Origin of the sequence: Curtobacterium sp. PhB115, from assembly GCF_003752025.1 — a bacterium.
Taxonomy (GTDB): Bacteria; Actinomycetota; Actinomycetes; order Actinomycetales; family Microbacteriaceae; genus Curtobacterium.
In genome coordinates, this window is sequence record NZ_RJKR01000006.1 from 464,411 (window position 1) to 489,839 (window position 25,429).

Annotated in this window: 30 protein-coding genes; 11 read left to right on the forward strand and 19 right to left on the reverse strand. The window is 70.7% G+C overall.

Annotation, left to right across the window (positions count from 1 at the left end; translation table 11 throughout):
- The first annotated feature begins 86 nt into the window (after positions 1 to 86).
- The gene (locus tag EDF19_RS07775; RefSeq protein ID WP_123680327.1) at positions 87 to 974 is read left to right on the forward strand and encodes a helix-turn-helix transcriptional regulator; all 888 of its coding nucleotides are present in this window, start codon (positions 87 to 89) and stop codon (positions 972 to 974) included.
- A gap of 148 nt (positions 975 to 1,122) precedes the next feature.
- On the opposite strand, the gene EDF19_RS07780 is transcribed toward EDF19_RS07775, so the two are convergent.
- Positions 1,123 to 2,007: an aldo/keto reductase gene (locus EDF19_RS07780; RefSeq protein WP_123680328.1), complete on the reverse strand. Its 885-nt coding sequence runs from the start codon at positions 2,005 to 2,007 to the stop codon at positions 1,123 to 1,125.
- Positions 2,008 to 2,093: 86 nt separating this feature from the next.
- On the opposite strand from EDF19_RS07780, the gene EDF19_RS07785 reads away from it, so the two are divergent.
- The 4 genes from EDF19_RS07785 (at position 2,094) to EDF19_RS07800 (ending at position 5,125) form a co-directional block, all read left to right on the forward strand.
- Positions 2,094 to 2,966, forward strand: a complete 873-nt coding sequence (locus EDF19_RS07785) for a helix-turn-helix domain-containing protein (RefSeq protein ID WP_123680329.1) — start codon at positions 2,094 to 2,096, stop codon at positions 2,964 to 2,966.
- Entirely contained in the window at positions 2,963 to 3,166 is a 204-nt protein-coding gene (locus tag EDF19_RS07790) for a hypothetical protein (RefSeq protein WP_123680330.1), read from the forward strand. Before EDF19_RS07785 ends, EDF19_RS07790 begins: the two co-directional genes overlap by 4 nt.
- 70 nt (positions 3,167 to 3,236) lie before the next feature.
- A complete protein-coding gene (locus tag EDF19_RS07795; RefSeq protein ID WP_123680331.1) occupies positions 3,237 to 3,935 on the forward strand; it encodes a carboxymuconolactone decarboxylase family protein in 699 nt (232 codons plus the stop codon).
- Positions 3,932 to 5,125: an MFS transporter gene (locus tag EDF19_RS07800; protein ID WP_123680332.1), complete on the forward strand. Its 1,194-nt coding sequence runs from the start codon at positions 3,932 to 3,934 to the stop codon at positions 5,123 to 5,125. Before EDF19_RS07795 ends, EDF19_RS07800 begins: the two co-directional genes overlap by 4 nt.
- A gap of 15 nt (positions 5,126 to 5,140) precedes the next feature.
- Here EDF19_RS07800 and EDF19_RS07805 read toward each other — a convergent pair whose 3' ends face one another.
- The 4 genes from EDF19_RS07805 to EDF19_RS07820 form a co-directional block, all read right to left on the reverse strand.
- Positions 5,141 to 5,473 (reverse strand): sigma factor-like helix-turn-helix DNA-binding protein, encoded by a 333-nt coding sequence (locus EDF19_RS07805; RefSeq protein ID WP_260217015.1) that lies wholly within the window; start codon positions 5,471 to 5,473, stop codon positions 5,141 to 5,143.
- The gene (locus EDF19_RS07810) at positions 5,473 to 5,856 is read right to left on the reverse strand and encodes a hypothetical protein (protein WP_123680333.1); all 384 of its coding nucleotides are present in this window, start codon (positions 5,854 to 5,856) and stop codon (positions 5,473 to 5,475) included. Before EDF19_RS07810 ends, EDF19_RS07805 begins: the two co-directional genes overlap by 1 nt.
- A gap of 181 nt (positions 5,857 to 6,037) precedes the next feature.
- The gene (locus tag EDF19_RS07815) at positions 6,038 to 7,009 is read right to left on the reverse strand and encodes an NAD(P)-dependent oxidoreductase (protein WP_123680334.1); all 972 of its coding nucleotides are present in this window, start codon (positions 7,007 to 7,009) and stop codon (positions 6,038 to 6,040) included.
- A 16-nt stretch (positions 7,010 to 7,025) separates the two neighbouring features.
- Positions 7,026 to 7,514, reverse strand: coding sequence for a DUF4126 family protein (locus tag EDF19_RS07820; RefSeq protein WP_185022740.1), 489 nt, complete (start codon positions 7,512 to 7,514; stop codon positions 7,026 to 7,028).
- Between the two features lie 133 nt (positions 7,515 to 7,647).
- Between EDF19_RS07820 and EDF19_RS07825 the strand changes: the two genes are divergently transcribed.
- Genes EDF19_RS07825 through EDF19_RS07845 form a run of 5 tightly spaced genes read left to right on the forward strand, consistent with a single transcriptional unit; the run spans position 7,648 to position 10,614 of the window.
- Complete coding sequence (locus EDF19_RS07825; RefSeq protein ID WP_123680336.1) at positions 7,648 to 8,013, forward strand: PadR family transcriptional regulator; 366 nt, start codon at positions 7,648 to 7,650, stop codon at positions 8,011 to 8,013.
- 2 nt (positions 8,014 to 8,015) lie between these two features.
- Positions 8,016 to 8,384 (forward strand): DUF1048 domain-containing protein, encoded by a 369-nt coding sequence (locus tag EDF19_RS07830; protein ID WP_123680337.1) that lies wholly within the window; start codon positions 8,016 to 8,018, stop codon positions 8,382 to 8,384.
- Positions 8,381 to 9,157: an ABC transporter ATP-binding protein gene (locus EDF19_RS07835; protein ID WP_123680338.1), complete on the forward strand. Its 777-nt coding sequence runs from the start codon at positions 8,381 to 8,383 to the stop codon at positions 9,155 to 9,157. Before EDF19_RS07830 ends, EDF19_RS07835 begins: the two co-directional genes overlap by 4 nt.
- Positions 9,157 to 9,918, forward strand: coding sequence for an ABC transporter permease (locus EDF19_RS07840; protein ID WP_123680339.1), 762 nt, complete (start codon positions 9,157 to 9,159; stop codon positions 9,916 to 9,918). Before EDF19_RS07835 ends, EDF19_RS07840 begins: the two co-directional genes overlap by 1 nt.
- 54 nt (positions 9,919 to 9,972) lie before the next feature.
- Positions 9,973 to 10,614 carry an NAD(P)H-binding protein gene (locus EDF19_RS07845; RefSeq protein ID WP_123680340.1) on the forward strand — a complete coding sequence of 214 codons (642 nt, stop codon included), beginning with the start codon at positions 9,973 to 9,975 and terminating at the stop codon, positions 10,612 to 10,614.
- A 12-nt stretch (positions 10,615 to 10,626) separates the two neighbouring features.
- Here the strand turns inward: EDF19_RS07845 and EDF19_RS07850 are convergent, their stop codons facing one another.
- Positions 10,627 to 11,589: a matrixin family metalloprotease gene (locus EDF19_RS07850; protein ID WP_185022741.1), complete on the reverse strand. Its 963-nt coding sequence runs from the start codon at positions 11,587 to 11,589 to the stop codon at positions 10,627 to 10,629.
- 203 nt (positions 11,590 to 11,792) lie between these two features.
- Positions 11,793 to 12,494: an SDR family oxidoreductase gene (locus EDF19_RS07855; RefSeq protein WP_123680342.1), complete on the reverse strand. Its 702-nt coding sequence runs from the start codon at positions 12,492 to 12,494 to the stop codon at positions 11,793 to 11,795.
- A gap of 93 nt (positions 12,495 to 12,587) precedes the next feature.
- On the opposite strand from EDF19_RS07855, the gene EDF19_RS07860 reads away from it, so the two are divergent.
- Positions 12,588 to 12,977: a MerR family transcriptional regulator gene (locus tag EDF19_RS07860; protein ID WP_123680343.1), complete on the forward strand. Its 390-nt coding sequence runs from the start codon at positions 12,588 to 12,590 to the stop codon at positions 12,975 to 12,977.
- 176 nt (positions 12,978 to 13,153) lie between these two features.
- Here the strand turns inward: EDF19_RS07860 and EDF19_RS07865 are convergent, their stop codons facing one another.
- The 12 genes from EDF19_RS07865 to EDF19_RS07920 form a co-directional block, all read right to left on the reverse strand.
- Positions 13,154 to 14,230: an acyl-CoA desaturase gene (locus EDF19_RS07865; RefSeq protein WP_123680344.1), complete on the reverse strand. Its 1,077-nt coding sequence runs from the start codon at positions 14,228 to 14,230 to the stop codon at positions 13,154 to 13,156.
- Between the two features lie 100 nt (positions 14,231 to 14,330).
- Positions 14,331 to 15,047, reverse strand: a complete 717-nt coding sequence (locus EDF19_RS07870; protein WP_185022742.1) for a GAF and ANTAR domain-containing protein — start codon at positions 15,045 to 15,047, stop codon at positions 14,331 to 14,333.
- A 12-nt stretch (positions 15,048 to 15,059) separates the two neighbouring features.
- Positions 15,060 to 15,758 (reverse strand): GAF and ANTAR domain-containing protein, encoded by a 699-nt coding sequence (locus tag EDF19_RS07875; RefSeq protein WP_123680346.1) that lies wholly within the window; start codon positions 15,756 to 15,758, stop codon positions 15,060 to 15,062.
- A 60-nt stretch (positions 15,759 to 15,818) separates the two neighbouring features.
- Positions 15,819 to 16,277 carry a hypothetical protein gene (locus EDF19_RS07880; protein ID WP_123680347.1) on the reverse strand — a complete coding sequence of 153 codons (459 nt, stop codon included), beginning with the start codon at positions 16,275 to 16,277 and terminating at the stop codon, positions 15,819 to 15,821.
- Between the two features lie 153 nt (positions 16,278 to 16,430).
- Positions 16,431 to 16,928, reverse strand: coding sequence for a flavin reductase family protein (locus tag EDF19_RS07885; RefSeq protein WP_123680348.1), 498 nt, complete (start codon positions 16,926 to 16,928; stop codon positions 16,431 to 16,433).
- Between the two features lie 76 nt (positions 16,929 to 17,004).
- Positions 17,005 to 17,838 carry an alpha/beta fold hydrolase gene (locus tag EDF19_RS07890; RefSeq protein WP_123680349.1) on the reverse strand — a complete coding sequence of 278 codons (834 nt, stop codon included), beginning with the start codon at positions 17,836 to 17,838 and terminating at the stop codon, positions 17,005 to 17,007.
- Between the two features lie 21 nt (positions 17,839 to 17,859).
- A complete protein-coding gene (locus EDF19_RS07895) occupies positions 17,860 to 19,173 on the reverse strand; it encodes an NtaA/DmoA family FMN-dependent monooxygenase (RefSeq protein ID WP_123680350.1) in 1,314 nt (437 codons plus the stop codon).
- A 20-nt stretch (positions 19,174 to 19,193) separates the two neighbouring features.
- Complete coding sequence (locus EDF19_RS07900; RefSeq protein ID WP_123680351.1) at positions 19,194 to 20,510, reverse strand: NtaA/DmoA family FMN-dependent monooxygenase; 1,317 nt, start codon at positions 20,508 to 20,510, stop codon at positions 19,194 to 19,196.
- Positions 20,511 to 20,641: 131 nt separating this feature from the next.
- A complete protein-coding gene (locus tag EDF19_RS07905; RefSeq protein WP_123680352.1) occupies positions 20,642 to 21,325 on the reverse strand; it encodes a flavin reductase family protein in 684 nt (227 codons plus the stop codon).
- Between the two features lie 106 nt (positions 21,326 to 21,431).
- On the reverse strand, positions 21,432 to 23,108 hold the full coding sequence (locus tag EDF19_RS07910; RefSeq protein ID WP_123680353.1) for an ABC transporter ATP-binding protein: 1,677 nt from the start codon (positions 23,106 to 23,108) through the stop codon (positions 21,432 to 21,434).
- A gap of 82 nt (positions 23,109 to 23,190) precedes the next feature.
- Positions 23,191 to 23,865 carry a cysteine hydrolase family protein gene (locus tag EDF19_RS07915; protein WP_123680354.1) on the reverse strand — a complete coding sequence of 225 codons (675 nt, stop codon included), beginning with the start codon at positions 23,863 to 23,865 and terminating at the stop codon, positions 23,191 to 23,193.
- A gap of 10 nt (positions 23,866 to 23,875) precedes the next feature.
- Entirely contained in the window at positions 23,876 to 25,393 is a 1,518-nt protein-coding gene (locus EDF19_RS07920; protein ID WP_123680355.1) for an ABC transporter substrate-binding protein, read from the reverse strand.
- Between the last annotated feature and the right edge of the window lie 36 nt (positions 25,394 to 25,429).

The window sequence follows — 25,429 nt, forward strand, 5'->3', positions numbered from 1 at the left end:
CGCGCCGAGAGCAGCGCCGGGCCCCGGCACACGGGGGTTCCGGCAGCACCTCGCTCGTGGCCGGAGCGCCCGGCTACCGTGACGGCATGAACCACCGCGACGAAGCGCGCGACTTCCTCTCCAGCCGTCGAGCCCGCATCACGCCCGAGCAGGCCGGCGTCGAGACCTTCGGGACCCGGCGGAGGGTGACCGGACTCCGCCGCGAAGAGGTCTCGCGCCTCGCCGGCGTCAGCATCGACTACTACACGCGGCTCGAGCGGGGGAACCTGCAGGGCGTCTCCGACAGTGTGCTCGACGCGATCGCGGGAGCACTGCAGCTCGACCCCGCCGAACACGAGCACCTGCGCGACCTGGCCCGGCACCAGAACGCGACGCCGCGGCGGGCCGGCCGGGTCGTGCCCGTGGCCGCCGTCCGCCCCGAGCTGCAGTACCTGCTCGACGCGATCACCGAGGCCCCGGCGATGATCATCAACAACCGGCAGGACATCGTCGCCGCGAACGACCTCGGGTACGCCATGCACGCGGACCTGTTCACCGGGGGAGCACGGCCGGCCGGTCCGGCGAACTTCGCGCGCTTCATCTTCCTCGACCCGCAGGCCCGGAACTTCTACCAGGACTGGCAGCGGGCGGCCCACACGAACGTCGCGATCCTGCGACGCGAGGCCGGCCGCGCGCCGAACGACCGCGACCTGGCGGCGCTGATCGGCGAACTGTCGATGCGGAGTGACGACTTCCGGGAGCTCTGGGCCGCGCACGACGTCCGACGGCACTACGCCGGCGTGAAGTCCTTCCGGCACGCGGTCGTCGGTCCGCTCGAGCTGCACTTCCAGACGCTCGAACTCGCCGAGGACCCCGGTCTCGCGTTGACGATCTACCCGGCGACGCCCGGCAGCCCGACCGCGGACGCGCTCCGACTGCTCGCCTCGTGGGCGGCCACGGAGCACATCGGCGAACGCGCCCGTCAGCGCACCTGACGCGGTGGTCGCGACCACCCCACGGCTTGGCGCGGCCCGCTCAGCGGTGACGCGCCAGCGTCACGCGGGCCGCGGTGGTCGCGACCACCCCACGGCCTGGAGGCACGGTGCGGGCCCGAACCGCGCCTCCAGGCCGCTCGTGGTCGCGTCAGGCCTCCGGGATCACCCGCTCGAACCGGCTCGTGTCCGTCCCGTCGGGGTCCGGGCCGTTCCGGCGGCCCGTGTCGAGGGCGTCCAGGGCCGCCAACTCCCCGTCGGAGAGCACGAAGTCGAAGACGTCGAAGTTCTCCGCGATGCGCCCGGGGTTCGTCGACTTCGGGATCGCGTTCCGCCCCTGCTGCACGTGCCAGCGGAGCATCACCTGCGCCGGGGTCTTGCCGTGCGCCTCGCCGATGGCCCGGATCGTCGGGTCGTCCATCACGCTGACCCGCTCGTCGCCCCAGCCGGGGTAGAACGTGATCCCGCCGATCGGGGACCACGCCTGGTCGAGGACCCCGTGCTCCGCGTCGGCACGCTGCACGTCGGGCTGGGTGAAGTACGGGTGCAGCTCGACCTGGTTGAGCGCCGGGATCACGTCCGTGGCGTCGAGCAGCGACCGCAGGTGGTGCGGCATGAAGTTGCTGACGCCGATCGCGCCGACCCGGCCGTCGGCGTACAGGGTCTCGAGCGCCCGGTACGCGGCGATCGTCCGGTCGAAGCGGTCCGGTGCGGGCTGGTGCAGGATCAGCACGTCGACGTGGTCGAAGCCGAGCTTGCCGGTGGCCTTGTCGAACGCGTGCAGCGTCTCGTCGTGGCCGTAGTCGGAGACCCAGATCTTCGTCTCGACCACGATCTCGTCGCGGTCCACGCCAGAGGCACGGATGCCCTCGCCGACCTCACGCTCGTTGCCGTACGCGGCGGCGGTGTCGATGTGGCGGTACCCGGTCTCCAGTGCCGTGCGGACCGCGTCCACGGTCTCCTCGGGCGCGCTCTGGAACACGCCGAAGCCGATCGCGGGGATCTCGAGTCCGTTGTTCAGGGTGATCGTTTCCATGTCCACGACGGTAGGCCGGGGTGCTGCGTCCTGACGGGTACCAGCAACCCCTGCTCCGGCGCTCGGATCGGTCCTACCGTGGAGGCATGGACACGAGAGACGAAGTCCGCGACTTCCTCCGCACCCGCCGCGAGCGCGTCACGCCGCAGCAGGTGGGCCTGCCCGACTTCGGCGGTGCCCGGCGGGTCAAGGGGCTCCGACGCGAGGAGCTCGCGCTCATCGCGGGGATGAGCGTCGACTACTACATCCGCCTCGAGCGGGGGAACCTCACCGGGGTGTCCGAGAGCGTCCTCGAGTCCCTGTCCCGTGCGCTCCGCCTCGACGACGCCGAGCACGCGCACCTGTTCGACCTCGCCCGTGCGCAGAACACCTCGGCCACCACCCGCAGGAAGCCCCCGACGTCGAAGGTCCGGCCGAACGTGCAGCGGGTGCTCGACTCGGTGACCGCACCGGCCTGGGTCCGCAACGGCCGTTCCGACTTCCTCGCCGGGAACGCCCTCGCCCGTGCGCTCTACTCGCCGCTGTTCCTCGACCCGTCGGGCACGCCGAACACCGCGCGCTTCGCGTTCCTGGACCCCCGCGGGCAGGAGTTCTGGCGCGACTGGGACATCGTCGCGAGCGACATGGTCGCGGTCCTCCGTGCCGAGGCCGCACGGTCACCGTACGACAAGGGCCTCACGGACCTGATCGGGGAACTGTCGACCCGGAGCGAGGAGTTCCGGCAGCGCTGGGCGGCCCACGGTGTCATGCGGCACCTGAACGGCTCCAAGCGCGTGCACCACCCCGAGGTCGGCGACCTCGACCTGACCTACGAGACGATGGAGCTCGCCACGGACACCGGCTTGACGTTCATCGTCTACAGCACGGAACCCGGGTCGCCGTCAGAGGAGCGCCTGCAACTCCTCGCGAACCTCGTGGCGACCAGTGCGGTCGCCGTCCCGGAGCCGGAGGACGCATGAACGAGACCGAGTCCGTCCCGACCACCACACCCGCGGCGCCGATCGGGTTCCTGGGTCGCCTGTGGTTCCGGCTGCGCGCCGAGCAGGAGATCCACGACCTGACGCGCGACCGCGAGCGTGAGGAGCGCGTGCGCGCCGAGGCCGCCGTCCGGCTCACGCCGGGCCCGTGGCACCTGGCGGAGCTCTTCCGACGTCGTTGACGTGGTTCGGCGGTGAAAGGGGGGAGGACAGCCCCTCCCTCGGTCAGTGGCACGGTCGTAGCGTCGAGGCATGACGTTCGCCGAGACCGACCCCGAGTTCGCCCAGTACCACGCCGACTTCGTGGACGAGACGCTGCGGAACGCGTCACTGAGCACGCGCGACCGCGTGATCGTGCAGCTCGGCGCCACGATCGCCGCCGGTGCGCAGACCGCCTTCCGGGACCTGCTCGACACCGCGCTCGACGAGTCCCTGACCCCGGTCGAGGCGAAGGAGATCGGCTACCAGGCCGTCGCCTACGTAGGGTCCGCCCGCGCCGGCGACTTCCTCGCGATCACGAACGAGGTCCTCACGGCGCACGGTGTCGACCTCCCGCTGCCCGGGCAGTCCACGACCACGCCCGATGACCGGCTCGCCCGCGGACGCGACGTCCAGGGCACCGTCGTCGGAGCTGACCGCGTCGACGCGATGTACGAGGGCGCCACCGAGGACACGCTGCACTTCCAGCGGTTCCTGTCCGGCAACTGCTTCGGCGACACCGTCGGACGCGCAGGGCTCGACCTGCCGACCCGGGAACTCCTGACGTTCGCACTCCTGGTCGCCCTCGGCGGTGCCGACGACCAGGTGCGTGGGCACGTCGCCGGCAACCTGCAGGTCGGCAACACCCGACAGCAGTTGCTCGACGTCCTGACGGTCCTGGTGGCGCTCATCGGCTACCCCCGCACGCTCAACGGTCTGGCCGCCGTCAACGAGGGAGCGCCAGCAGCATGACCGCCGGCACCCACGGGATGACGACCGGCAGGACGCTGCTCTTCGCGGTGGCCGGCGGCGCAGCGGTGGGCAACCTCTACTGGTCACAACCGCTCCTGGACGACATCGCGTCGTCGCTGGACACCTCAGCGTCGCTCGCCGGGCTCCTGGTGACCCTGACGCAGGTCGGGTACGCGCTCGGGATCCTGCTCGTCGTGCCGCTCGGGGACGTGGTCGACCGCCGGAAACTCGTCCCCGTGGTGCTCGTCGGCTCGGCCGTCGCGCTGCTGCGCGCCGCCGTGGCACCGTCCTTCGCGACGCTGCTGGTGGCCCTGGCGCTCGTCGGCCTGACGACCGTCGCCGGGCAGCTCCTCATCCCGCTGGCCGGGGACCTCGCCGACCCCGCGCAGCGCGGGCGGGTGGTCGGCACGATCGCGTCCGGCGTGCTCACCGGGATCCTGATCTCGCGGACGGTGAGCGGACTGGTGGCCGACGCCTTCGGCTGGCGCGCGATCTACGTCGTGGCCGCCGTCGCCGCGCTGGTCCTCGCCGTCCTGCTCCGCCGGGCGATCCCCGAGCTCGACGCCCGCGACCACGTGCCGTACCCGCGACTCATCGCCTCGGTGTTCCGGGCGATCCGGCAGCACCGCACCGTGCAGGTCACGCTCGTGATCAGCTCGTCGGTGTTCGCCGTCTTCACGATGTTCTGGACGGCGCTGACGTTCCTGCTGAGCGGGGACCCGTACGACTTCTCGACGAGCAGCATCGGGCTGGTCGGACTCGTCGGACTCGCCGGGGCCGTCGCCGCGCAACGGGTCGGCCGGTTGCACGATCGCGGCCTGTCCGTCCCCGTGACCGGTGCGGCGCTCGTGCTGCTGCTGGTCTCACTCGTGGTCGCGGGGATCGGCGCGCACTCGATCGTCGTGGTGTTGGTCGCGGTGCTGCTGCTCGACGTCGGGGTGCAGGCAGCGAACGTGCTGAACCAGACGCGGCTCTTCGCGGTGGACCCGGCCGCACGGAGCCGGCTGAACACGGCCTTCGTCACGTCGAACTTCATCGGCGGGGCGATCGGTTCGGCGCTCGCGTCGGTCCTGTGGAACCTCGGTGGGTGGACCGCCGTCGCCATCGGCGGCGCGGTGCTCACCGGGTTCGCGACGACGGTGTGGACCGTCCACCGGCGGCGGGCGCTGGTGGTCGAGCCGCGCAGTTGACCCCCGGCCGTGGCTTCAGATGGCCAGCTCGACGTCGTGGCCGTTGACGGTGACGATGATGCGCGGGTTCTCTGCCCCCGTCGCCGTGATGTAGCTCCGCAGCGTCGAGAGGAGCATGTCCTCACGACGTTCCATCTGCGAGACCGCTCCCTGGCTGATCCCCAGTTCGTGAGCGATCTCCGCCTGGGTGCGCTTGCCCGCTTCGCGCACCATCGCGAGGCTCATGGCGTGGATCCGGTCGAGCTCGTCCGCCTCCGTCTCGAGGGCATCGACGGCGTCGGCGACGCCCGGCTGCCGCAACATGCGCTCGAGCCGCTCGTTGCCACGCACGAAGTCCTTCTTGCTCATCACGATTCCTTCGTCTCGTTGGTCCACCGATCGATCAGCCTGTCCGCTCGGACCCCGACCGTGTCGTAGAACACGTCCCCCATGGTCGCTTTGTCACCGGAGAACAACGCCACGACCACCCGCTGCCGGTCCGGCGGGAACCAGCAGATCAGCCGGAGCGCCACGCCCTCCACGTACGGATGGGACACCCGCCACACCAGATGTCGCCGAGACTGTCGGACACGCTTGATCATGGCCGTGTCCTGCATCGGTGGCGCGTCGAGATCCCGGAGACGCTTGAGCATGAACGTCAGCAGCTGCAGGCGCTGGCGGCCACGTTCAGTGCAGTCCGCGTCGAGGCGGTCGAGCTGCTCGTTGAATTCCCTCGGCCAATCGATCTCCATCTGCCGACATTAGCTGCGACTGATAGTAGCTGCAACTGATATCGAGCGCAAGTAATTCGCTCGAGTGGTGCTGGCATCCGGCACAGCCGCGACTTCACGCGCTCACCGACACCTCACGGGGCGGCGAGCGCGTGAGGTGTCGGTGAGCGCGAGACCTCGTGCCGCGCGAGACCCGCGCGCGTCAGACGAGCAGCGGCCGGGCCGTGTCGAGCTCGCCGTGGTCGACCAGCCAGCGCACGGCATCGAGCACCGTGGCCTCCGCCGTCCACGCCGGCTGGTAGCCGAGCAGGCGGCGGGCCTTGTCGGTGCTGAACACCTGACTGCGTGACAGGTGCTCCCAGCTGGCGTCAGCGTGCTCTGGAGCCGTGGTCGCTCGGAACCGGTCCCACGAGACGGGGTCGAGCCGGGCCTCCTGGCCGAACCACGACGCTGCCAGGTGCGCGTACCCGCGCGCGGTGAGCGCCGTCGGGGCCGTCACGAAGAAGGCCTCTCCGACGGCTTCGTCGCGGTGCTCGACCGCGAGCTGGAACGCCTGCGCGACGTCGTCGGCGTGCACGTGGGCCATCGTCTCGGCGCCGAGGCCCGGGACCTCGATCGCCTCGCCGGCGGACAGCTTCGTCAGCACGGAGAGGTCGAGGTTGCCGAGCGGACCGATCGGCGTCCAACCAGGACCGCTGATGTGACCGGGGTGCAGCGAGGTCGTCGCAAGACCCCCTGAGGCGGTTTCCTGCTGGAGCATCCGGGCGATCGCGTCCTTCTGGACCCCGTAGTCGCCGAACGGCGGTGTGGCGTTGCCCTCGGTGATCGGCAGCACGTGGGAGACGCCGGCACGCCAGATGGACCCGCAGTGGACCAGGTGCGTGTCGGTCCCGCGCAGTGCCCCGACGAGCGCCTCGGCGGACGACAGGGTGAAGCACACGAGGTCGACCACGGCGTCCGCGCCGAGTCCGACGATGCGGTCGCCGAACACGCCGTCGCGGTCCTCCTGCTCACGGTCGACGGTGAGCTGCTCGACCTGCTGCCACTCCGGGGCATCGGCGTAGGGCGTCCTCGTCCCACGACTGATCGTGACGACGTCGTGGCCGGCACGGACGAGTCGGGGGACGAGGAAGGTGCCGATGTGGCCGGTGGCTCCGATGACGACGATGCGCATGGGGGCCACGGTAGGCCTAGGACGCAGTGACGACCTTCACCGAACCGGCGATGGTGGCGGCGTCCTCGGCGAGCGCGACGACCGGGTCCGGCAGGCCGGTGGTGGCACCGACGGCCTTGCGGACGCCCCAGCCGACGAACGACCCCACGACGGCACCGATCGCGCCGAGGATCGCGCCCTCGATGCGCAGGTCGCGCTTGCCGGTGGTGCCGAGGGCTGCGCCGGCCAGAGCCCCGGACCCGATGCGTCCGAGCAAGCCGGCGGGCGAGACGCGGCTCGGGGTCTTCGGCAGCTTGTCGCCGATCAGTTCACCGACCGCCGAGGCCACGAGCAACCCGCGGCCGAGCGGGGTGTTGAAGACCTTCCAGTCCTGCCAGGACCCCTTCAGCGAGGAACGGTCGTGGTTCAGCGCCATGACGGCGAGCGGTGTGGCACTCCGTCCGCCGCTCAGGATGCCCAGGGCCAGGGTGCGGACGAGGGTGCGCTGCTCGTGCTGCTTGCTCATCGGATCTCCTTCTCGAGTCCTCTCGGAAAGTACTCTTGCGCTCCTGGTACTCAGCGTTACTATGTACCGGTAGTCAGCAACACTGAACAGCAAGACCCCGCAACACGCAGCAACACCCACCGCAGGAGGACCCGTGCCGAAGCAGGAGACCGAGATGCTCAAGGGCATCCTCGAGGGAGTCGTCCTCGCCGTGCTCGTCGGCCGTCCGGCCCACGGGTACGAGATCACCGCGCTGCTCCGGGAGCAGGGCTTCACCGACATCGCCGAGGGCACGATCTACGCGCTGCTCGTCCGTGTCGAGCAGCGCGGCCTCGTCGACGTCGAGAAGGTCCCGTCGGAGAAGGGACCGCCGCGCAAGGTGTTCTCCCTCAACGCCCGCGGCCAGGAACAACTCGACGACTTCTGGGCGGCGTGGAGCTTCCTCGCCGACCGGCTCGAGCAGCTGCGGAACCACAGCGACCCGAGCACCAGCACGAACCACACGAACGGACAGGACTGACCATGGGCATCTCGATCTCGGACATCACGACGAAGCTGATCGGCGACAAGAAGCGCTGGAAGCAGTACAAGGCACGCACGGCAGCCCTGCCGGTGAGCCACCGCACGGCCGTCGACGGCATCGAGCGGTACCTCATGTACACCGGCCCGAGCGACGGCGAGCAGCTGATGCGGATGCTCGACGACCTCGCCGACCTGTTCGAGCAGAGCGCCGCCGACGGCACGAGCGTCCGGACCGTGGTCGGCGACGACCCGATCGCCTTCGCCGAGGAGTTCAAGGCGAACTACGGCCTCGGGTCGTGGCTGAGCAAGGAGCAGCAGCGCCTCGTCGACACGATCGAGCGCGCCGATGCCGAAGGGGACCCGTCGTGACGCCCGCGATCCGGGTCCGGGGGCTCGAGAAGTCCTTCGGTGACGTGCACGTCCTGCGCGGCGTCGACCTCGATGTCGCACCCGGCTCGGTGTTCGCCCTGCTCGGCTCGAACGGCGCGGGGAAGACCACCACCATCCGGATCCTCGCGACCCTCGTGCACGCCACCGCCGGCAGCGCGAGCGTCGCCGGACACGACGTGGCCACCGATCCTGGCGGCGTCCGCGAGTCGATCAGCCTGACCGGGCAGTTCGCCGCGGTGGACGAGGTGCTCAGCGGTCGCGAGAACCTCGTCCTCGTCGCCCGGCTCCGGCACCTCCCGCGCGCGGGCCGCATCGCCGACGACCTGCTCGAGCGGTTCGGTCTGACCGAGGCCGCGTCCCGCCGCGTCGCGACGTACTCGGGCGGGATGCGGCGACGGCTCGACATCGCGATGAGCCTCGTCGGCGACCCGGCCGTGGTGTTCCTCGACGAGCCCACCACCGGTCTCGACCCGGAGGGCCGCCTCGCCGTGTGGGACGCCGTCCGCACCCTCGCGGCCACCGGTACCACCGTGCTGCTCACCACGCAGTACCTGGACGAGGCCGAACACCTCGCCGACCGCATCGCGATCCTGCACGAGGGCCACATCATCGCCGACGGCACGCTCGCCGAGCTCCGCCAGCTGCTCCCGCCCGCCCGGGTCGAGTACGTCGAGAAGCAACCGACGTTGGAGGAGGTCTTCCTCGCCGTCATCGGCCACGGGACGCCCGCACACGAACAGGAGGTGGCCTGATGACCGCCCACCCGATCCACGACACCGCCGTCCTGACCGGACGCTCGCTCCGCCACGTCCTGCGGAGCCCCGACACGATCGTCACGACCGCCGTGATGCCGATCGCGTTCCTGCTGCTCTTCGTCTACGTCTTCGGCGGTGCGATCGACACCGGCAGCACCGCGTACGTCGACTACCTGCTGCCCGGCATCCTGCTGATCACCGTCGCGTCCGGGGTGGCGTACACCTCGTACCGGCTGTTCCTCGACCTGCAGGCCGGGATCGACGACCGCTTCCGGTCCATGCCGATCGTCCGCGCCGCCTCGCTGTGGGCGCACGTGCTCACCTCGCTCGTCGCCAACCTCGTCTCGGTGACCGTCGTGGTCGGTGTCGCCCTGCTGATGGGGTTCCGGAGCGGCGCCGGTGTCGGGGCGTGGCTCGCCGTGCTGGGGATCCTCGTGCTGTTCACCCTCGCCCTCACCTGGGTCGCGGTGGTCGCCGGGCTGTCCGCGAAGTCGGTCGACGGCGCGAGTGCGTTCTCCTACCCGCTCATCTTCCTGCCGTTCATCAGTTCGGCGTTCGTGCCGACGGACACGATGCCGGGGCCGGTTCGCTGGTTCGCCGAGCACCAGCCGGTGACGTCGATCGTCGACTCGATCCGGGCACTGTTCGCCGGGGAACCGCTCGCCGGTGACCTGTGGGTCGCCCTCGCCTGGTGCGTCGGGATCCTGGTCGTCGCCGCCGGTGCCGCGACACTGATCCAGCGCCGCCGCATCGGCTGACGTGACGGCTGACGTGTCGGCTGACGTGTCGGCGCGACGAGTACCGTCCGGGCCATGAGCAACGTCATCCTCTTCGGCGGCCACGGCAAGGTCGCACTCCTCGCCACCCGTATCCTCACCGACCGCGGCCACACCGTCACCTCGGTCATCCGCAACGCCGACCAGTCCGACGAGATCCGCGCGCACGGCGGCGAGCCGCACGTGGCGGACATCCAGCAGCAGTCGCTGGTGGACTTCGCCGAGCTGATCCGCGGGCACGACGCCGTGGTGTGGTCGGCGGGCGCCGGTGGCGGCTCGGCCGACCGCACGTGGGCGATCGACCGCGACGCAGCGGTGCTGTCGATCCAGGGCGCCGCACGCGCCGGGGTCGACCGCTACGTGATGGTGTCCTGGTCGGGTTCGGTCCTCGACCACGGGGTGCCGCAGGACGAGGACTTCTTCGCTTACGCGCAGTCGAAGATGATCGCCGACGCCGTGCTGCGCGACTCGGAGCTCGCCTGGACAGTCGTCGCCCCGAGCACGCTGACCGACGACGAGCCCACCGGCGCCGTCGACTGGGACGGCTCCTCGACGCAGGTGCCGCGCGGGGACGTCGCCCACGTGGTGGCCGACGTCGTCGAGCGTCCGGACACCGCCGGTCGCACGTTCCGCTTCAACGAGGGCTCCACCCCGATCGCGGACTTCCTCGTCCGGTAGACCGCGCCTCGCTCAGTAGATCGCGGCGATGCCGGTCAGGTCACCGAGCCCGAGGGTCCGCGACGCCGTGTCGCAGTACCCACCCGACGGCTCCATGACCTGGCCGGTCCTGGTCTTCACGTGCCCGAGGCCGTACAGGTGGCCCCACTCGTGCGTCGCGACCGCCTGGGTGTCGAAGCGGGCACCCGAGCAGGTCGCCGTCGAGCTCCACTTGTAGCTCGTCGCGTAGCGCTGGTCGGCCTCCTTCGCGACGCCGTTGCCGTCGTACCAGACACACGTCACGCCGAGGGTGCCGGCCGGCAGCTTCCCCCAGCCCATGACGCTGTACCCGTTCGACCGCGAGCACCCGCCCTTGTCGGTGAGCCCCGGCGCCTGGGTCGCCAGCCGGACGTAGGAGTTGCGGGCCGTGGACGTCGCCGTCCGGTCGCACGCCGAGATCGTGCCGGTCCACGCGTTCGCCGCGGTGCGCAGGGCGTTCTTCGCGTAGGACGACTTCTGGCCGGACTCGTTGTAGTACCACTTCACCGTGCTCGACCAGCGGTAGTTGTTCCGGACGTACGCCGTGCTCGTGCACTTGGTGGTCGCGGCGGTCGTGGCACTCGGTGCGGCGGCAGCCGCAGCACGGGAGCGCTCCTGCTGCACGGCCGGAGCCGATCCGCTCCATGCCTGGTCGATGCGGACCGCGACACCGCCCGTGCCGGTGTTCGCGATGAGGACGTCTGGAAGCTCCGTGGCGCCGGGCACCGTGGTGCTGCTCGCGAGCACGCTCTCGCCGGGGGCGGGGACCGCGAAGGTCCGTCCGTCCGGCACGACGAGTGTGCCCGAGTCGACGGCGCACCCCGTCTGCAGCGTCCGCACCGAGAGTGTCCCGGTGGCGCAGCGTCCGGCGGCCTGCGCCGGTCCTGCGATGGTGGTCGTCGCGGCCACCAGGGCGAGGACCGCCCCGGCCACGATCGTCGTCCTGACACGACGCATGGTCATCCCTCCAGCGACGGGCCCCTGTGCTCGTCGCGCCTGATCTCGTCCATGCATACCCGAGTCCGGCGCGCGGTGTCCGCGGGCGGTCGCGTCGACCGGACAGGGTGCCCTGGTCTGCACCCCGTGACGGCCTGGAGGCGCGGGGCGGGCCCGCACCGCGCCTCCAGGCCGTCGAGTCGTCGGGTCCAGGACCCGCAGGATCAGGCGAACTGCGCGTAGAACCGCGCGGGGTCGCCGGCCAGCGACGCCTTGACGGCGGCGCTCCAGTCGTCGACGACGACCTCGGCTGCGCCTTGCTCGACGCCGTCGAGCGCCGCGCGGGCGACGTCGGCCGGGTCGACCTTCGGCCCCTCGTAGCCGTCCATCATGTCGGTGTCCGCGGCCCCCAGGTGCAGGCCCAGCACGCTCGTGCCCGCGCCGGCGAGCTCGAGCCGGACGGCGTTGGTCATGTTCCACGCGGCGGCCTTGGCGGCGGCGTACGCACCAGAACCCGGGTAGACGAACCAGGACAGCGCCGACAGCACGTTGACGATCCCACCGCCACCGTTCCGCTCGATGACCGGCGCGAAGGCCCGGATCATCGCGAGGTTGCCCCAGTAGTGCGTGTCCATCTCGCGCCGGGCGTCGGTCAGGTCATCCGTGAGCAGCGAGCCCTGCGTCGAGATCCCGGCGTTGTTGATCAGGAGCGTGACGTCCGGCGCCGCGGCGACTGCGGCGTCGATCGAGGCGGCGTCGGTGATGTCGAGCGGCAGCACCACGACGCCGGGGACGTCGACGAGTTCGGGCCGACGAGCGGTCGCGTAGACCTTCGTGGCCCCGCGCTCGAGCAGCTGCTGCACGAACCGGCGGCCGATGCCGCGGTTCGACCCGGTGACGAGTGCGACGGATCCTGCGATGTCCATGGTGTCCTCCTGCCGAGCGGGCGCTTCCCGTTGCGGCTCGGTTACGCTAAGACCTCACATCCATGTCAGGGGCAAGCCCGGATCGGAGCGACCATGCGCATCGGCGATCTCGCAGCGGCAACCGGGGCCAGTGTGCGGTCCCTCCGGTACTACGAGGAGCAGGGGCTCTTGGTGGCCGATCGCACGCCGAGCGGGCAGCGGGTGTACGGCCCGGCGGCGGTGGAGCGGGTGCAGCTCGTCCAGCAGCTGTTCGCCGCGGGGCTGCCGAGTCGCACGATCGTGCAGCTGCTGCCGTGCGTCGACAGCGGCCGTGCGACACCGGAGTCCTTCGCGCTGCTCGTCGCCGAGCGGGACCGGATCACCGCCCAGCTCGCCGAGCTCGCGGCAGCGCGCGACCGGCTCGACGAGGTCATCCACATCTCCGAGCACCCGACGGCGGAGCACTGCCCGGCGCTGCGCGAGCCGGCGGCCGCCGCCGCCTGACGGCGGCGGCACGGCGCGCCACGTCGCGCTGCGCCGTGTCCCGTCCTGTCCCGTCCCGTCCCGCAGCGTGCGAGGTTCCGAACGCCGTGCGGGGCCGATGCCGTCCCACCGTGCACGGGACCTCGCACCGTGCAGAAGCGCACCTCGCACCGTGCGAGGCGGTACCCGTGCCGCGCTCAGCGCGTGCGGAAGCGCTCCACCATCGGGCAGGCGAACGGGTCGGCGGCGGCGAGCCCGACCTCGTTGAGGTACCGCACCACGATCACGTACGAGTGCACGAGGGTCGTCTCCGTGTAGGGCACGCCCTGCTCGGCGCAGTACTGCCGGACGAGCACCCGAGCAGCACGGAGGTTCGGCCGCGCCATGCTCGGGAACAGGTGGTGCTCGACCTGGTGGTTGAGCCCGCCCATGAAGTACTCGACCCAGACACCGCCGCCGATGTCGCGGGAGGTCAGAACCTGCCGGGCGAAGAAGTCCACGCGGCGTCCCTCCTCGATCATCGGCATGCCCTTGTGGTTCGGCGCGAACGCGATGCCCATGCAGAACCCGAACACCGCGAGCTGCACGCCGAGGAACGCGAACGCCACCCCGATCGGCAGGAACCAGAACACGACCCCGAGGTAGAGCACGAAGCGCCCGGCGAACACGGACCCCTCGGCCCACCGCCGCTTCACCGGGCCGCGGGCCGTGTACGTGCGGATCGACTGCCAGTGCAGGTTCGCCCCCTCGACGAGCAGCATCGGGAAGAACGCGTAGCCCTGCACCCGGACGAGCATCCGCAGGAACCCGGTGCGTCGGGCGGCGTCCTCCGGCCGGAACGAGATCGCGTCGAACGAGATGTCCGGGTCCTTGCCCACCGTGTTCGGGTTCGCGTGGTGCCGGGTGTGCTTGCCCATCCACCACGAGTAGCTGACCCCGGTCAGGAACGTGCCGACGTACCGGGCGGCCCGGTCGTTCCAGTGGTGCGAGGTGAAGACCTGCCGGTGCGCGGCCTCGTGGGAGAGGAACGCGAACTGCGTGAACACGAGGCCGAGGACCCCCGCGACGATGAGCTGCCACCAGGAGCCGCCGAGGACCGCGAACGCGACGCCGGCGAGCGCGAGCAGTGCGGTGAGCACGGCGACGAGGCCCCAGTACCAACCGGTGCGCCGCTCCAACAACCCCGCCGTCCGGACCTGCGCGAGCAGTGCCGTGTACGACGAGGTGGTGTCCGTGCGGTCCGTCCGACGGACGGTCTTCCGGTACTCGGCCATGGTGACCTCCTGGCTCCAGCGACACTGCTGCGACCGGGGTCCTGGGTCGTGCTGCCGATCGTACGCCGGGCGGTCGGGCCGACAGCCGGTTCCGCCCGCTTTAGGAGGGAAGCACCAGCCGACGCTCGACGATCGCACGGGCGACGTCCGCGAGGGGCTCCTGGTGCGATCGGGCGTGCTGCCGGAGCATCGTGAAGGCGGCCTGCATGTCGACCTGGTGGGTCTGCGCGACGAAGCCCTTCGCCTGCTCGATCACGACGCGGCTGTCGAGGGCGCGCTGGAGCTGCTGCTGCGCCAGGGTGGCGTGCTCGAGCGTCCGCTGCTGCAGGATGCTGATCGTCGCGACGTCCGTCAGCGCCTGGGCCGCGAGCGCGTCGTCGCGGTTGAGCGCTCCCTCGGACTCGCGGAACAGGTTGAGGGAGCCGAGCGTGGTGTCCCGCAACCGCATCGGGATCGAGTGCACCGAGGCGTACCCGGACGCCGCCGACGCCGCGGCGAAGACCGGCCACCGACGTTCCATCTCGGCCTGGTCCCGCACGGAGACGGTCCGTCCGGTCGCGAAGCACTCCACGCACGGACCCTGGCCGGCATCGAGCTGGAGCAGGCCCACGAAGCTGGACCGTTCGCTGGTCGAGGCCATCACCTCGAGTTCCTGCTCCTGGTTGACGAGCAGGATGCCCGCCGCAGAGGCGTCGAAGATCTCGACGACGCTGTCGACCAGGTTCTGCAGCAGGTCGACGACGTCGTACTCGTCGACCAGGGTGTCGGTCAACGCCACGAAGGTGTCGACCAGTCGGTGCTCGCGGGACGGTGCCATGATGCGTGCTCCTCAGCTCTCGGACCCGTACGGCCGGGCGAGGTCGATCCGGCGTGCGATGACGTCGGCGGCGACGTCACGGACGGTGTGCTCGGTGGCGAAGGCATGGGCCTGCAGGACGAGGAGGGCGTCGGCGACGTCCACTCCGAGTTGCGCGGCGACCATGCCGGTCGCCTGGTGGACCTCTCGTCTCGAGTATCGTCCGGTGTCCATGTCCGCGCGACCATCGGCGGCCGCATCGAGCAGCGCGCCGCGGAGGACACGACGGGCGGCGACCTCGGTCAGTTCCACCGCGCCGCGGATCTGCCCCACCGTCAGGACGTGCCCGATGCCGACGGACAGGTCGACGGCACCGACCGGGATCGTGCCGATGTGCATCGGGAACGAGAACACCGCACCCACTCCGGCACGGAGCAGCTCCTCGAGCGCCACCGGCCACCGGTCGCCCGTCGTCGTGGACAGGTCCGGTTCGAGGACCGGGCGGCGGATCGCGAGCGCTTCCCAGCACGGACCCTCGCCGAGGTCGAGCTGGATCTCATCGATCCGCTCGGCGAGGTCGTCGCTCGCACACACGGTGCGGGATCCGAGCGGGTCGCCGAGCGTCGAGATGCCGACACCGGTGATGGGGAGCGCGGCGAGGAACGGCGGGCAGAGGTCCGCGCCGTCGGGGGCGGCCTGCATCGAGGACGCTGCCGTCGTGAACTCGCTCATCGGGCACCGTTCCTGGTCGGTCGTCCGTCGGTCCTCACGCTAGCGCAGTCACGGCCCGGGTCAGCCCGCACGGACCGGGTACGGTGCCGGCTCGAACCGGATCCGTTCCGCGGCCCGGGTGACCTCCCGCGCACGAGCGGCACGGTCGTCGAAGTCGGCGCGGGCCGCGTCGCGGACACGCTCGCGGTCGAGCAGCGCGGCACGGCTCACGGTGTCGACGATCGTCGCGACCACCGTCGCGAGGCCCCGTTCGAGCTGCGGCAGGTTCGTGTGCCCGATCACCAGCCGTCGGTCCTGGATCTCCAACGTGACGTCCGGGTAGCCGGCGGTGACGAGCTGGGCGTGGCCGTCGGCGCCGCGGAGGGCAGCCATCTCGACGGCGTCCGGTCGGCGGTTGAAGACCGCGGGGACCTCGTAGTACTTCGCGGCGGACGGGGTGCCGAGCTCGGAGGGGAGCCCGGAGGCCACCACACTCGTGAGCGCGAGCGGCGTCGTGGCCGCCTCGGATCGGTTCGTCATGATGACTCCCTCGGCGGCTCCCCAGGGGCGGACGAGGGGATCCCGGCCGCACCCTGGCGACACCGTGGCGCAAGTGTGCGGCCTGACGATGTGCGCGCTCACAGCTGGGCCCGGCGGTGCCGTCCGCGGTGTGCGTGCTCGCCCGGCCTCCGGTCAGGCGGTCAGCTTCGCGAACGACGACCGGTGCCAGACGAGCGGGCTGTGCGTGAAGTCCGACATCAGGCCGTTGACCCGCAGCACGACGATGTCGTGGTCCCCGGCGGGGTAGGTGTGCTCGACCGCGCAGTCGAGCCAGATCGGCGCCCCCTCGAGGAACACGGACCCGGTGTCCGACACCATCGTGTCGACGCCGACGAACCGGACCGACTTGTCGCGCGACGCCAGCTGCCGGGTCACGGACTCGTGCCGCTCCCCGAGGATCGAGACCCCGATCGAGTCGGCACCGGCGAGCGTCGGCCAGGTCGTGGAGGTGTGCTGCACGGCGAACATCACGAGCGGCGGGTCCTGCGAGACGCCGACCGTGAAGGACGACGCGACGAGGACGGTCGGTTCGTCGTCGACGACCGCGGACAGGGCGGCGACGCCGCACGGGAAGCCCGAGAACGCCTGCCGGAGCAGGGCCGGGTCGGCGGTGGACGGAGAGGTGAACATCGGTGCTCCTTCGGGACGGGGTCGAACGGGAGGGGATCGCGGCGTGCGGGCCGCCGTGCGAGCAGGGAAGCGGCGGTCAGGCCACCGCGGCAGGCGCGGTCAGACCCGCGCGGTCGAGCGCCTCGGTCACCGCGTCGACGAACGCTCCGGTGGCGAGCGCCGGGAACTGTCCGGTCGACGGCATCGGGACGACGTGCGTGCCGGGGACCACGCCGAACACGATCGGGTCGTCCGGTGTGAACTGCGCGGTCGGTGGTTCCAGGACCGTGAGGTGCACGCCGGCCGCCACGAGCGCGTGCATGTCGTCCCACGTCTGCCGGTGGCCGCGGAACACGGCGGGGTACACCGAGGCGTACCGGTCGGCGTTCGCGATCGTGTCCGCGACGGCTTCGTAGAGCACCCGCGGGTTCTCGGTGCCGTAGAGCCCGACGTTCTTCGCGTAGCGCTTCATCAGGGTCGACCCGTCCGCCGGGTAAGCGATCGGCGGCGCCCAGTCGTTCGCCCAGTGTTCGAACGCGGCGTCGTCGGGCTCCTCCTGCGCGTAGAGCACGGCCCCGGGCACTCGGTCCGTGCCCGCCGCCACGGCCATCGCCGTGACGAGGGCTGACCCGGTCTTCATGCCGACCGGCAGGAACCGTCCGACACCGAGCCCGTCGAGCGCCTGCAGCAGCACGGTCGCGTAGTCGCCGAGGGGTCGGCCGGCCGGTGCGTCGTCGGACTGTCCGAACCCCGGGGTGTCGAACGCGAGCACGGCGACGTCGTCCGGGAACGCCTCGAGCACGGGGTCGTAGACCGCCGAGGTGCGTGGCGACTCGTGGTACATCGCGACGACCCGCTCGGCGTCCTGGGGAGCTGGTCCGCCGGCACGGAAGTGCAGCTGGCCCCAGTCGGTGTTGACGTAACCGCGCATGGTGGTTCCTTTCAGGAAGGCTCAGAACGCCCGCAGGTTGTCCCGCAGGTGTTCGTGGTCGTACTCGGTGCGGGTCAGCCCGCGTGCCTGGAGCTCGGGGACGAGCCCGTCGCAGACCTCGGCGATGAACCGCCTGGTGACGCCGTTCGTGCCGATCAGGAACCCGTCGCCACCGGACACGTCCGCGAACGCCTCGAGCTGGTCGGCGACCTGCTCGACCGAGCCGACGAGCGACGGACCGGCACCACCGGCCTCCTTCGCCACCGCCTGTCGGAGCGTCAGCGCGGCGTTCCGGTCGCGGTAGAGCGCGAAGTTCTGGGTGCCGTTCGTGGCCAGTTCGAGCTCGCCGAGCGGGGTGTCGAGCGGCACGGTCGAGAAGTCGATGTCGGTGGACTTGGACATGGTCGCGAGCGGGATGTCGATGTTGTCCATCGCGAGCTGGATCCGTTCGTCGGCACGCTGCCTGGCCTCCGCCTCGCTCGACCCGACGATCGGCCAGACGCCGAACAGCACCTTCACCTCGTCGGGGTCGCGGCCGGCTGCTGCGGCGGCGGCCCGCACGCGGTCCCGGTAGTCGCGCGCCTTCTCCGGCGACGAGTGGATCGCGACGATCGTGTCGGCGTGCTGTGCGGCGAACGCGATGCCGCGCGGCGACCCGCCCGCCTGCGAGATGACCGGCCGGCCCTGCGGCGACGGCCCGGAGTTCAGCGGCCCGCGGGTCGAGAAGTGGCTGCCGCGGTGGTCGGCGTACCGCACCTTGGTGTGGTCGGCGAAGGTCGCCGTCCGACGGTCCGCGACCACGGCTCCCGGCTCCCAGGTGTCGAAGAGCGCGGTCATCGCGCGGACGAAGTCCTCGGCCACGTCGTACCGGGAGTCGTGCTCGTCCATCCCGTCGTGTCCGTAGTTCTGCAGCGCGCGGTCGCTCGTGCCGGTGACCACGTTGACGCCGAACCGACCCTTGGACAGCTGGTCGAGCGTGCCCGCCATCCGGGCCAGCAGGTACGGGTGGTACGCGAAGGTGCCGGCGGTCGCGATGATCCCGAGCCGCTCCGTCGCCTGAGCGAGCAGGGTCGCGACGATCATCGGGTCCTGTCGGGGCGCCTGCATCGCGTACTTCAGGTACACCTCCATCGAGTCGCCGTAGCGGTCGCCGACGAACGTGTTGTCCTCGATGAGGACGTAGTCGAACTTCGCGCGCTCCATCGCCCTGGCCAGGTCGACGAAGATCTGGGCGTCCTGCCAGTCGTCGCCGATCGAGCCGGAGAAGGGCTGCGCCCACGCGGGCACCGAGGTGCCGTTGCAGAACCACCCGAGGTGGAAGGGTGAGGCGGTCATGAGTGCTCCTGTCCCGACGCTCAGAACGCGGCGAGGTTCGCCTTGAACGTGGACTCGGGGTAGTCGCTGCGGATGAGGCCGCGCTTGCGGAGCTCCGGCGCCAGACCCGATGCGATCTCGTCGATGTAGCGGCGGGAGTGCGTGCGCACCGGTTCGCCGCGGATCAGGAACCCGTCGCCGCCGACGGCCTCCATGACCTCGTCCATCTGCTCGGCGACGGACGCCGGGGTGCCGACGAGCTCGACTGCCTCGGTCTGCTGGCCCATCAGGGCCTCGCGGATCGTCTTGCCCTGGGTGCGCTTCCGGAACTGCTCGAGTCCGGACTGGTGCCCGTTGGTGCTGACGTCGTCGGGGAGCGGGGCGTCGAGGTCGAACTGCTTGAAGTCGACCTCGGTGGTGATCGACATGATGCCGAGGATCGTCTCGATCTGGTCCTGGGTGAGCTCGTTCCGACGACGAGCGATCTCCTCGGCGTCCGCCTGCGTCTCGCCGAGCACCGGCTGGATGATGTACATGACCTTGACGTCGTCGGCGTCCCGGCCGTGCCCGACGGCGCGGGCGCGGATGTCGTCGCGGTACTCCCGCATCTGGTCGACGCCCTTCGGCGCCGAGAGCAACACGTTGGCGTGCCGCGAGGCGAAGTCCCGGCCCTTGGGCGACCCGCCGGCCTGGCAGATCACCGGGTGGCCCTGCGGCCCCGCCGGCAGGTTGAGCGGTCCGCGGACCTTGAAGTACTTCCCGTCGTGGTGGATCGGGTGCACCTTCGTGTGGTCGGCCAGGTACCCGGTCTCGCGGTCGGCGACGATCGCGCCCGGCTCCCACGAGTCCCAGAGGTCCTTGACCACGGTGATGAACTCGTCCGCCATCTCGTAGCGCTCGTCGTGGGGGAGCAGGTGGTCGAGGCCGTAGTTCTGCCCGGCGAGGTCCTCCGAGCTCGTGACGACGTTCCAGCCGACTCGCCCCTTCGTCAGGTGGTCCATGGTCGCCATCACGCGGGCGACGAGGAACGGCGGGTAGAACGACGTCGACATCGTTGCGATGAAGCCCATGTGCTGCGTGACCTGCGCCAGCATCGGCAGGAGCGGCACCGGGTCGCCCTTGGGAGAGTGCAGCCCGTGCTTCAGGTCGTTCTCGGTGCTGCCGCCGTACGTGTCGCTGACGAGCGTGGAGTCCTCGAACATCATGAAGTCGAAGCCGGCGCGCTCGAGCGAGCGGGCCATGTCCATGTAGTACTCGCCGTTGAGCCAGGTGAGCGGGGTGTCCGCGGCCCAGGGGGACTTCCACGCGGGCGTCTTGAACGGGGTGAACCACGCGAGGTGGAAGGGGTCGGCTGCCATTCGTGCTCCAGAGGGGACTGAGGTGGTGGTGTGACCATTCGAGCAGTGCGCGATTTCGCCGCGACTGCCGCACCGTGAGGATTCGATTACGCGTGCGGACGGCCACCCGTGCCGCCCGCTGACCTGGGGTTTCAGGCGGAGGCGGGGATTTCCGCCTGCGGCTCGGGCGTGCCGGTGGTCCGGTCTGCCACCGCTCCCGCCAATACGCCGGAGCGGTGTCCGGCGAGCACCGCGTCGGCCGACGGCACCGGGATCCGGTACGCCGACGTGATGGTCGTGTAGAGCGCACCGCCGAGCCGGCCGACGGGGCGGTAGCGCTCGATGTCGATGCGTCCGCGGTCGTCGAGGACGCCGTCGTCGGTGTGCACGCCGACGACCTCGGCGAACACGAGCGTCGCGCCGGGCATCTCCTTCTCCTCGGTCGCCCGGCACTCCAGGGCCACTTTCGCGCCGGCGAGCCGCGGCGGGGTGACGACGGTGCTCTGGGTGGTGTCGAGTCCGAGCAGGGCGGCCTCGTCGACGTCGGCGTCGAACAGTGCGGCGGTGTCCGTCTGGTCCGCCTCGAAGCCCTCCGTGACGAGGTTCACGACGAAGTCCCCGGTGTGCCGGATGTTGTCGAGCGTGTCCTTGCTGCCGGTGAACGACACCATGAGCATCGGCGGGTCCATCGTGACGAGCTGGAAGTAGCTGTACGGGGCGAGGTTGTACCCGCCGTCGGGCGAGACCGAACCGATCCAGGCGATCGGCCGCGGCACGACCGCGTTCTTGATCATCCAGATGAAGTCGACGTGTTCGGACGAGGTGTCGAGGTACATGCTGTGGCCTCCTGGGGCGCGTTCGTGGGACGGGTCGGCCGGGAGGCTCGGTGCGGCTCCGGTGGGCCGGCGCGCCTCCCGGGGGCAGCCGGTCGCAGTGCCCGGCTCAGGCCGCGCGGTCGTCGTCCAGCACGCGGGCTCCGGGGATCGCTCGGAGCAGTGTCCGCGTGTACTCGTGCTGCGGGGCGCCGAAGATCTCGTCGGGGGTGCCGGACTCGACGACGTGGCCGTGGTCCATCACGTGCACGCGGTGCGACACCATCCGGACGACGGCCAGGTCGTGACTGATGAACAGGTACGCCAGCCCGAGCTCTTGCTGCAGTTCGACGAGCAGCTCGAGGATCTGTTCCTGCACCACGACGTCGAGGGCCGAGACCGCTTCGTCGAGGACCACGAGGTCGGTGTGGAGTGCGAGCGCGCGGGCGATGGCGACGCGTTGGAGCTGGCCGCCGGACATCTCGGTGGGCAGCTTGTCGGCACTCGCCGCCGGCAGGGCGACCCGGTCGAGCAGGTCGAGGGCGCGGGCCTTCCGGGACACGGCGTCGCCGATGCCGTGCAGGACCATCGGTTCCTCGATGCTCCTGCGGACGGTCCAGCGGGCGTCGAGCGACCCGTACGGGTTCTGGAACACGGGCTGCACGCGGCTGCGGAAGCGCATCAGGTCGGCGCCGCGGAAGCTGGACACCTCGGCACCGTCGAAGGTGATCGAGCCGCTCGTCTGCTGCTCGAGCGCGAGGACCATCTTCGCGGTCGTGGACTTGCCGGACCCCGATCCACCGACGACCGCGACGGTCTCGCCGCGGGCGATGTCGAAGGTCGAGCCGGCCACCGCGACGAAGGGGTCCTGCCGCCGCCAGCCGCCGGAACGGATCGGGTACTCCTTGCGGACGTCGGTCAGCCGGACGAGCGGTTCGGCGGGCACCACCGGGATGTCCGTCCCGGTCGCTCGGGGGGCCGTCGCGACGGGGCCGTCGCCGACGAGCCGCACGGAACCGAAGTCCGGGGCGGCGGCGAGGAGTCGTTGCGTGTACTCGTGCTCCGGCCGCGCCAGGATCCCGGCGGCACGGCCCTGCTCGACGACGTCCCCGCGGTACATCACGAGGATCGTGTCGGCGCGCTCGGCGGCGAGCGGCAGGTCGTGGGTGATCAGGAGCACGGCGGTGCCGAGGTCACTCGTCAGCCGGTCGAGCTCGTCGAGGATCGTCCGCTGCACCGTGACGTCGAGTGCACTCGTCGGCTCGTCGGCGATGAGGAGCTTCGGGCGGCAGGCGAGCCCCATCGCGATGAGCACGCGCTGCCGCATGCCGCCGGAGAGCTCGTGCGGGTACTGGCGAGCGCGGCGCTCCGGCTCGGGGATCCCGACCATCTCGAGCAGCTCGACGACCCGGGTCCGCGCCGCAGCGCCCTTGGCGATGCCGTGCACCTCGAGCGCCTCGCGGATCTGGGTTCCGACGCGGTGGATGGGGTCGAGGTTCGACATCGGGTCCTGCGGCACCAGCCCGATGCCCTTGCCGCGGATGCCGACCATCGTGCGCTCGGGGGCGTCGTGGATCGGCACCCCGTCGAAGGCGATGCTCCCGTCCGAGATCCGGCCGTTGTCGGCGAGCAGGCGGTTCACGCTCGCCGCGGTCGTGGACTTGCCCGACCCGGACTCGCCGACGATGGCCAGGGTCTCCCCGGCGGCCAGGTCGAACGACACCCGGCGGATCGCCTCGAACTCACCGGTCGGGGTCGTGAACGTCACGGCCAGGTCGCGGACGGACAGGAGCGGCTGCTGCGTCATGGGGCTGCCTTCGGGACGGGAGCGGAACGTGCGAGGGGGAAGCACGGGCCGGTCGACCTGACCGGCCCGTGCAGGGGTGGGACTAGACCGCGACGGTGGGGAGCGGGGTCTCCACGCGCGGCTGGGGCGTGCCCGCGAAGGACGGCGTGCCGCCCCACGACGTCTCGACGTCGGCGAGCTCGACGACTTCGCCGAACGACCAGCCCATGCCGAACAGGGCGAAGTGGTTCCGCTCCGGCGTGAACTCGGCGACCGCGTCTCGCACCACGTAGGTGGCGTAGTCGCGCTGACCGGCGTCCCGCACGGTGGTCTCGACGCAGATGTTCGTCGTGACGCCGCAGACCACGAGGTTCCGGACGCCGAGTCCGGTCAGGACGGGCTCGAGCCGGGTGCCGTAGAACGCGCTCGGACGGGACTTGTCGATCACGACCTCGTCGGGTCGGGCGCCGAGCTCGGGGATGAGCTCGATCTCGTCGGTGCCGTACCCGAGCGAGTTCGCCGCGATGCGGTCCGACGCCTTGGCGCCCTTCGTGACGCCGAAGTCGACCATGCCGGGCATGTAGACGTACCGGGTGAAGATCACCGGGACGCCGGCGGCGCGGGCGGCGTCGACGAGGGCGACGGTGCCGGGGATCGCGTGCCGGAGCGGGGTGACGTCGATGCCGGCGCGACCGAGCGAGTCGTCGTTGTCGAAGAACGCGCGCTGCATGTCGACGACGATGACGGCGGTGTTCTCGGTGGGGATGGTGGTGGTCATCGTGCGACTCCTAGTTGAAGAGGATCATGCCGTTGGGACGGGGCGTCCAGTCGAGCCCCTTGGTGACGCCGTACGTGTACGTGTCGGCGATGAGCGGTGCGTAGTACGTGTTGTCGTTGACGATCGTCGAGATCTTGCCGAGGTCGGCGTCGCGGGCGTCCTCGTCGGGCTCGGCGAGCTCCTTCTCGAGCAGTGCGTCGATCTCGGCGTTCTTCGCGTAGCCCTGACCGCCGGACTTCGTGAGCATCGTGAGCGGCAGGTCGGCGTCGAGCACCGACGGGGCGAACGCGTAGATGTACAGGCCGGAGAACTTGTTCGCGAACCAGTTCGACGAGAACGTCGAGAACTCCTGACCGTCGAGCTTCACCGTGATGCCGACCGCCTCGAGGTACTGCTGGATCGACTGCGCGAGCTGCTGGATCTGCGGCAGCGTCGTCGTCGGGTAGCTCAGCGTGATCGAGGACCCGTCGTACCCGGAGGCCTTGACGAGCTTCTTCGCCTCGGCGACGTCCTGCTCCGTCGGCTCGATCGAGTCGTCGTAGCCCTGGGTCACCGATGCGACGAGCTGGCTGGCCGGCTCGGTGGTGCCGGCCATGAGCTTCTCGGAGATCGCGTCGCGGTCGACGGCCAGGCTGACGGCCTTGCGGAAGTCGGCGTCGTCGAGCCACTTCGCGGTCGCGTTGAAGCCGGTGTAGATGACCCGGTTCGACTTGGTGTCGACGACGTCGATCGCGTCCGACGACTTCGCGGTGCCGACGCTGGCCGGTCCGAGCAGGGCGATGTCGAGGTCACCCGACTGCACCGAGTTGGCACGGGTGGTCTCGTCCGGCACGAACTGGAACACGACGTTCTCGTAGGTACCCTGCTTGCCCCAGTAGTCCGGGTTCCGCTTCAGGGTGATGGAGTCGCCGCGGGTCCACTTCACGACCTCGTACGGGCCCGAGCCGACCGGCTTCTGGCCGAAGGCCTTCGCGCCCTCGGAGTAGATCGCCTCCGGCAGGATCGACACCAGGGTGACCTGACGGTCGAACGGCGCGTACGGGGTGTTCAGGTGGAACACGACGGTGGTGTCGTCGGTCGCCTCGAGGGAGTCGATCGCGGTCATGTACCCGCCGAGGTTCGACTCGGGGTCCTTCATCGCCGTCTCGTACGTGTAGACCACGTCGTCCGCGGTGACGGGGGACCCGTCGGAGAACTCGGCGTCGTCACGGAGTGTGAACGTCCACGTCGTCAGTGCGTCGTCGTGGGTCCACTCGGTCGCCAGGCCGGGCTCGACGCTGCCGTCCGTGCCGATGGTGGTGAGCTGGTCGAAGACGTTCTCGAAGACGTTGAGCGACTGCAGGTTCGTGTCGAACACCGGGTCGAGGGTCGACGGCTCCGCGGTGAGTGCTGCGGTGACGGTGTCCTTGGTGGTCGAGCCGCTGCCGGCGTCGGCGGACGAGAAGCCCGAGCAGCCGGTGAGCACGAGTGCCGCGGCGCCGGTGAGGCCGACCGCGACGAGCAGTCGGTGGATCCGGGGTGATGCCATGAGGGGGTGGTCCCTTCCGGGTCAGGGGGTGCGGGG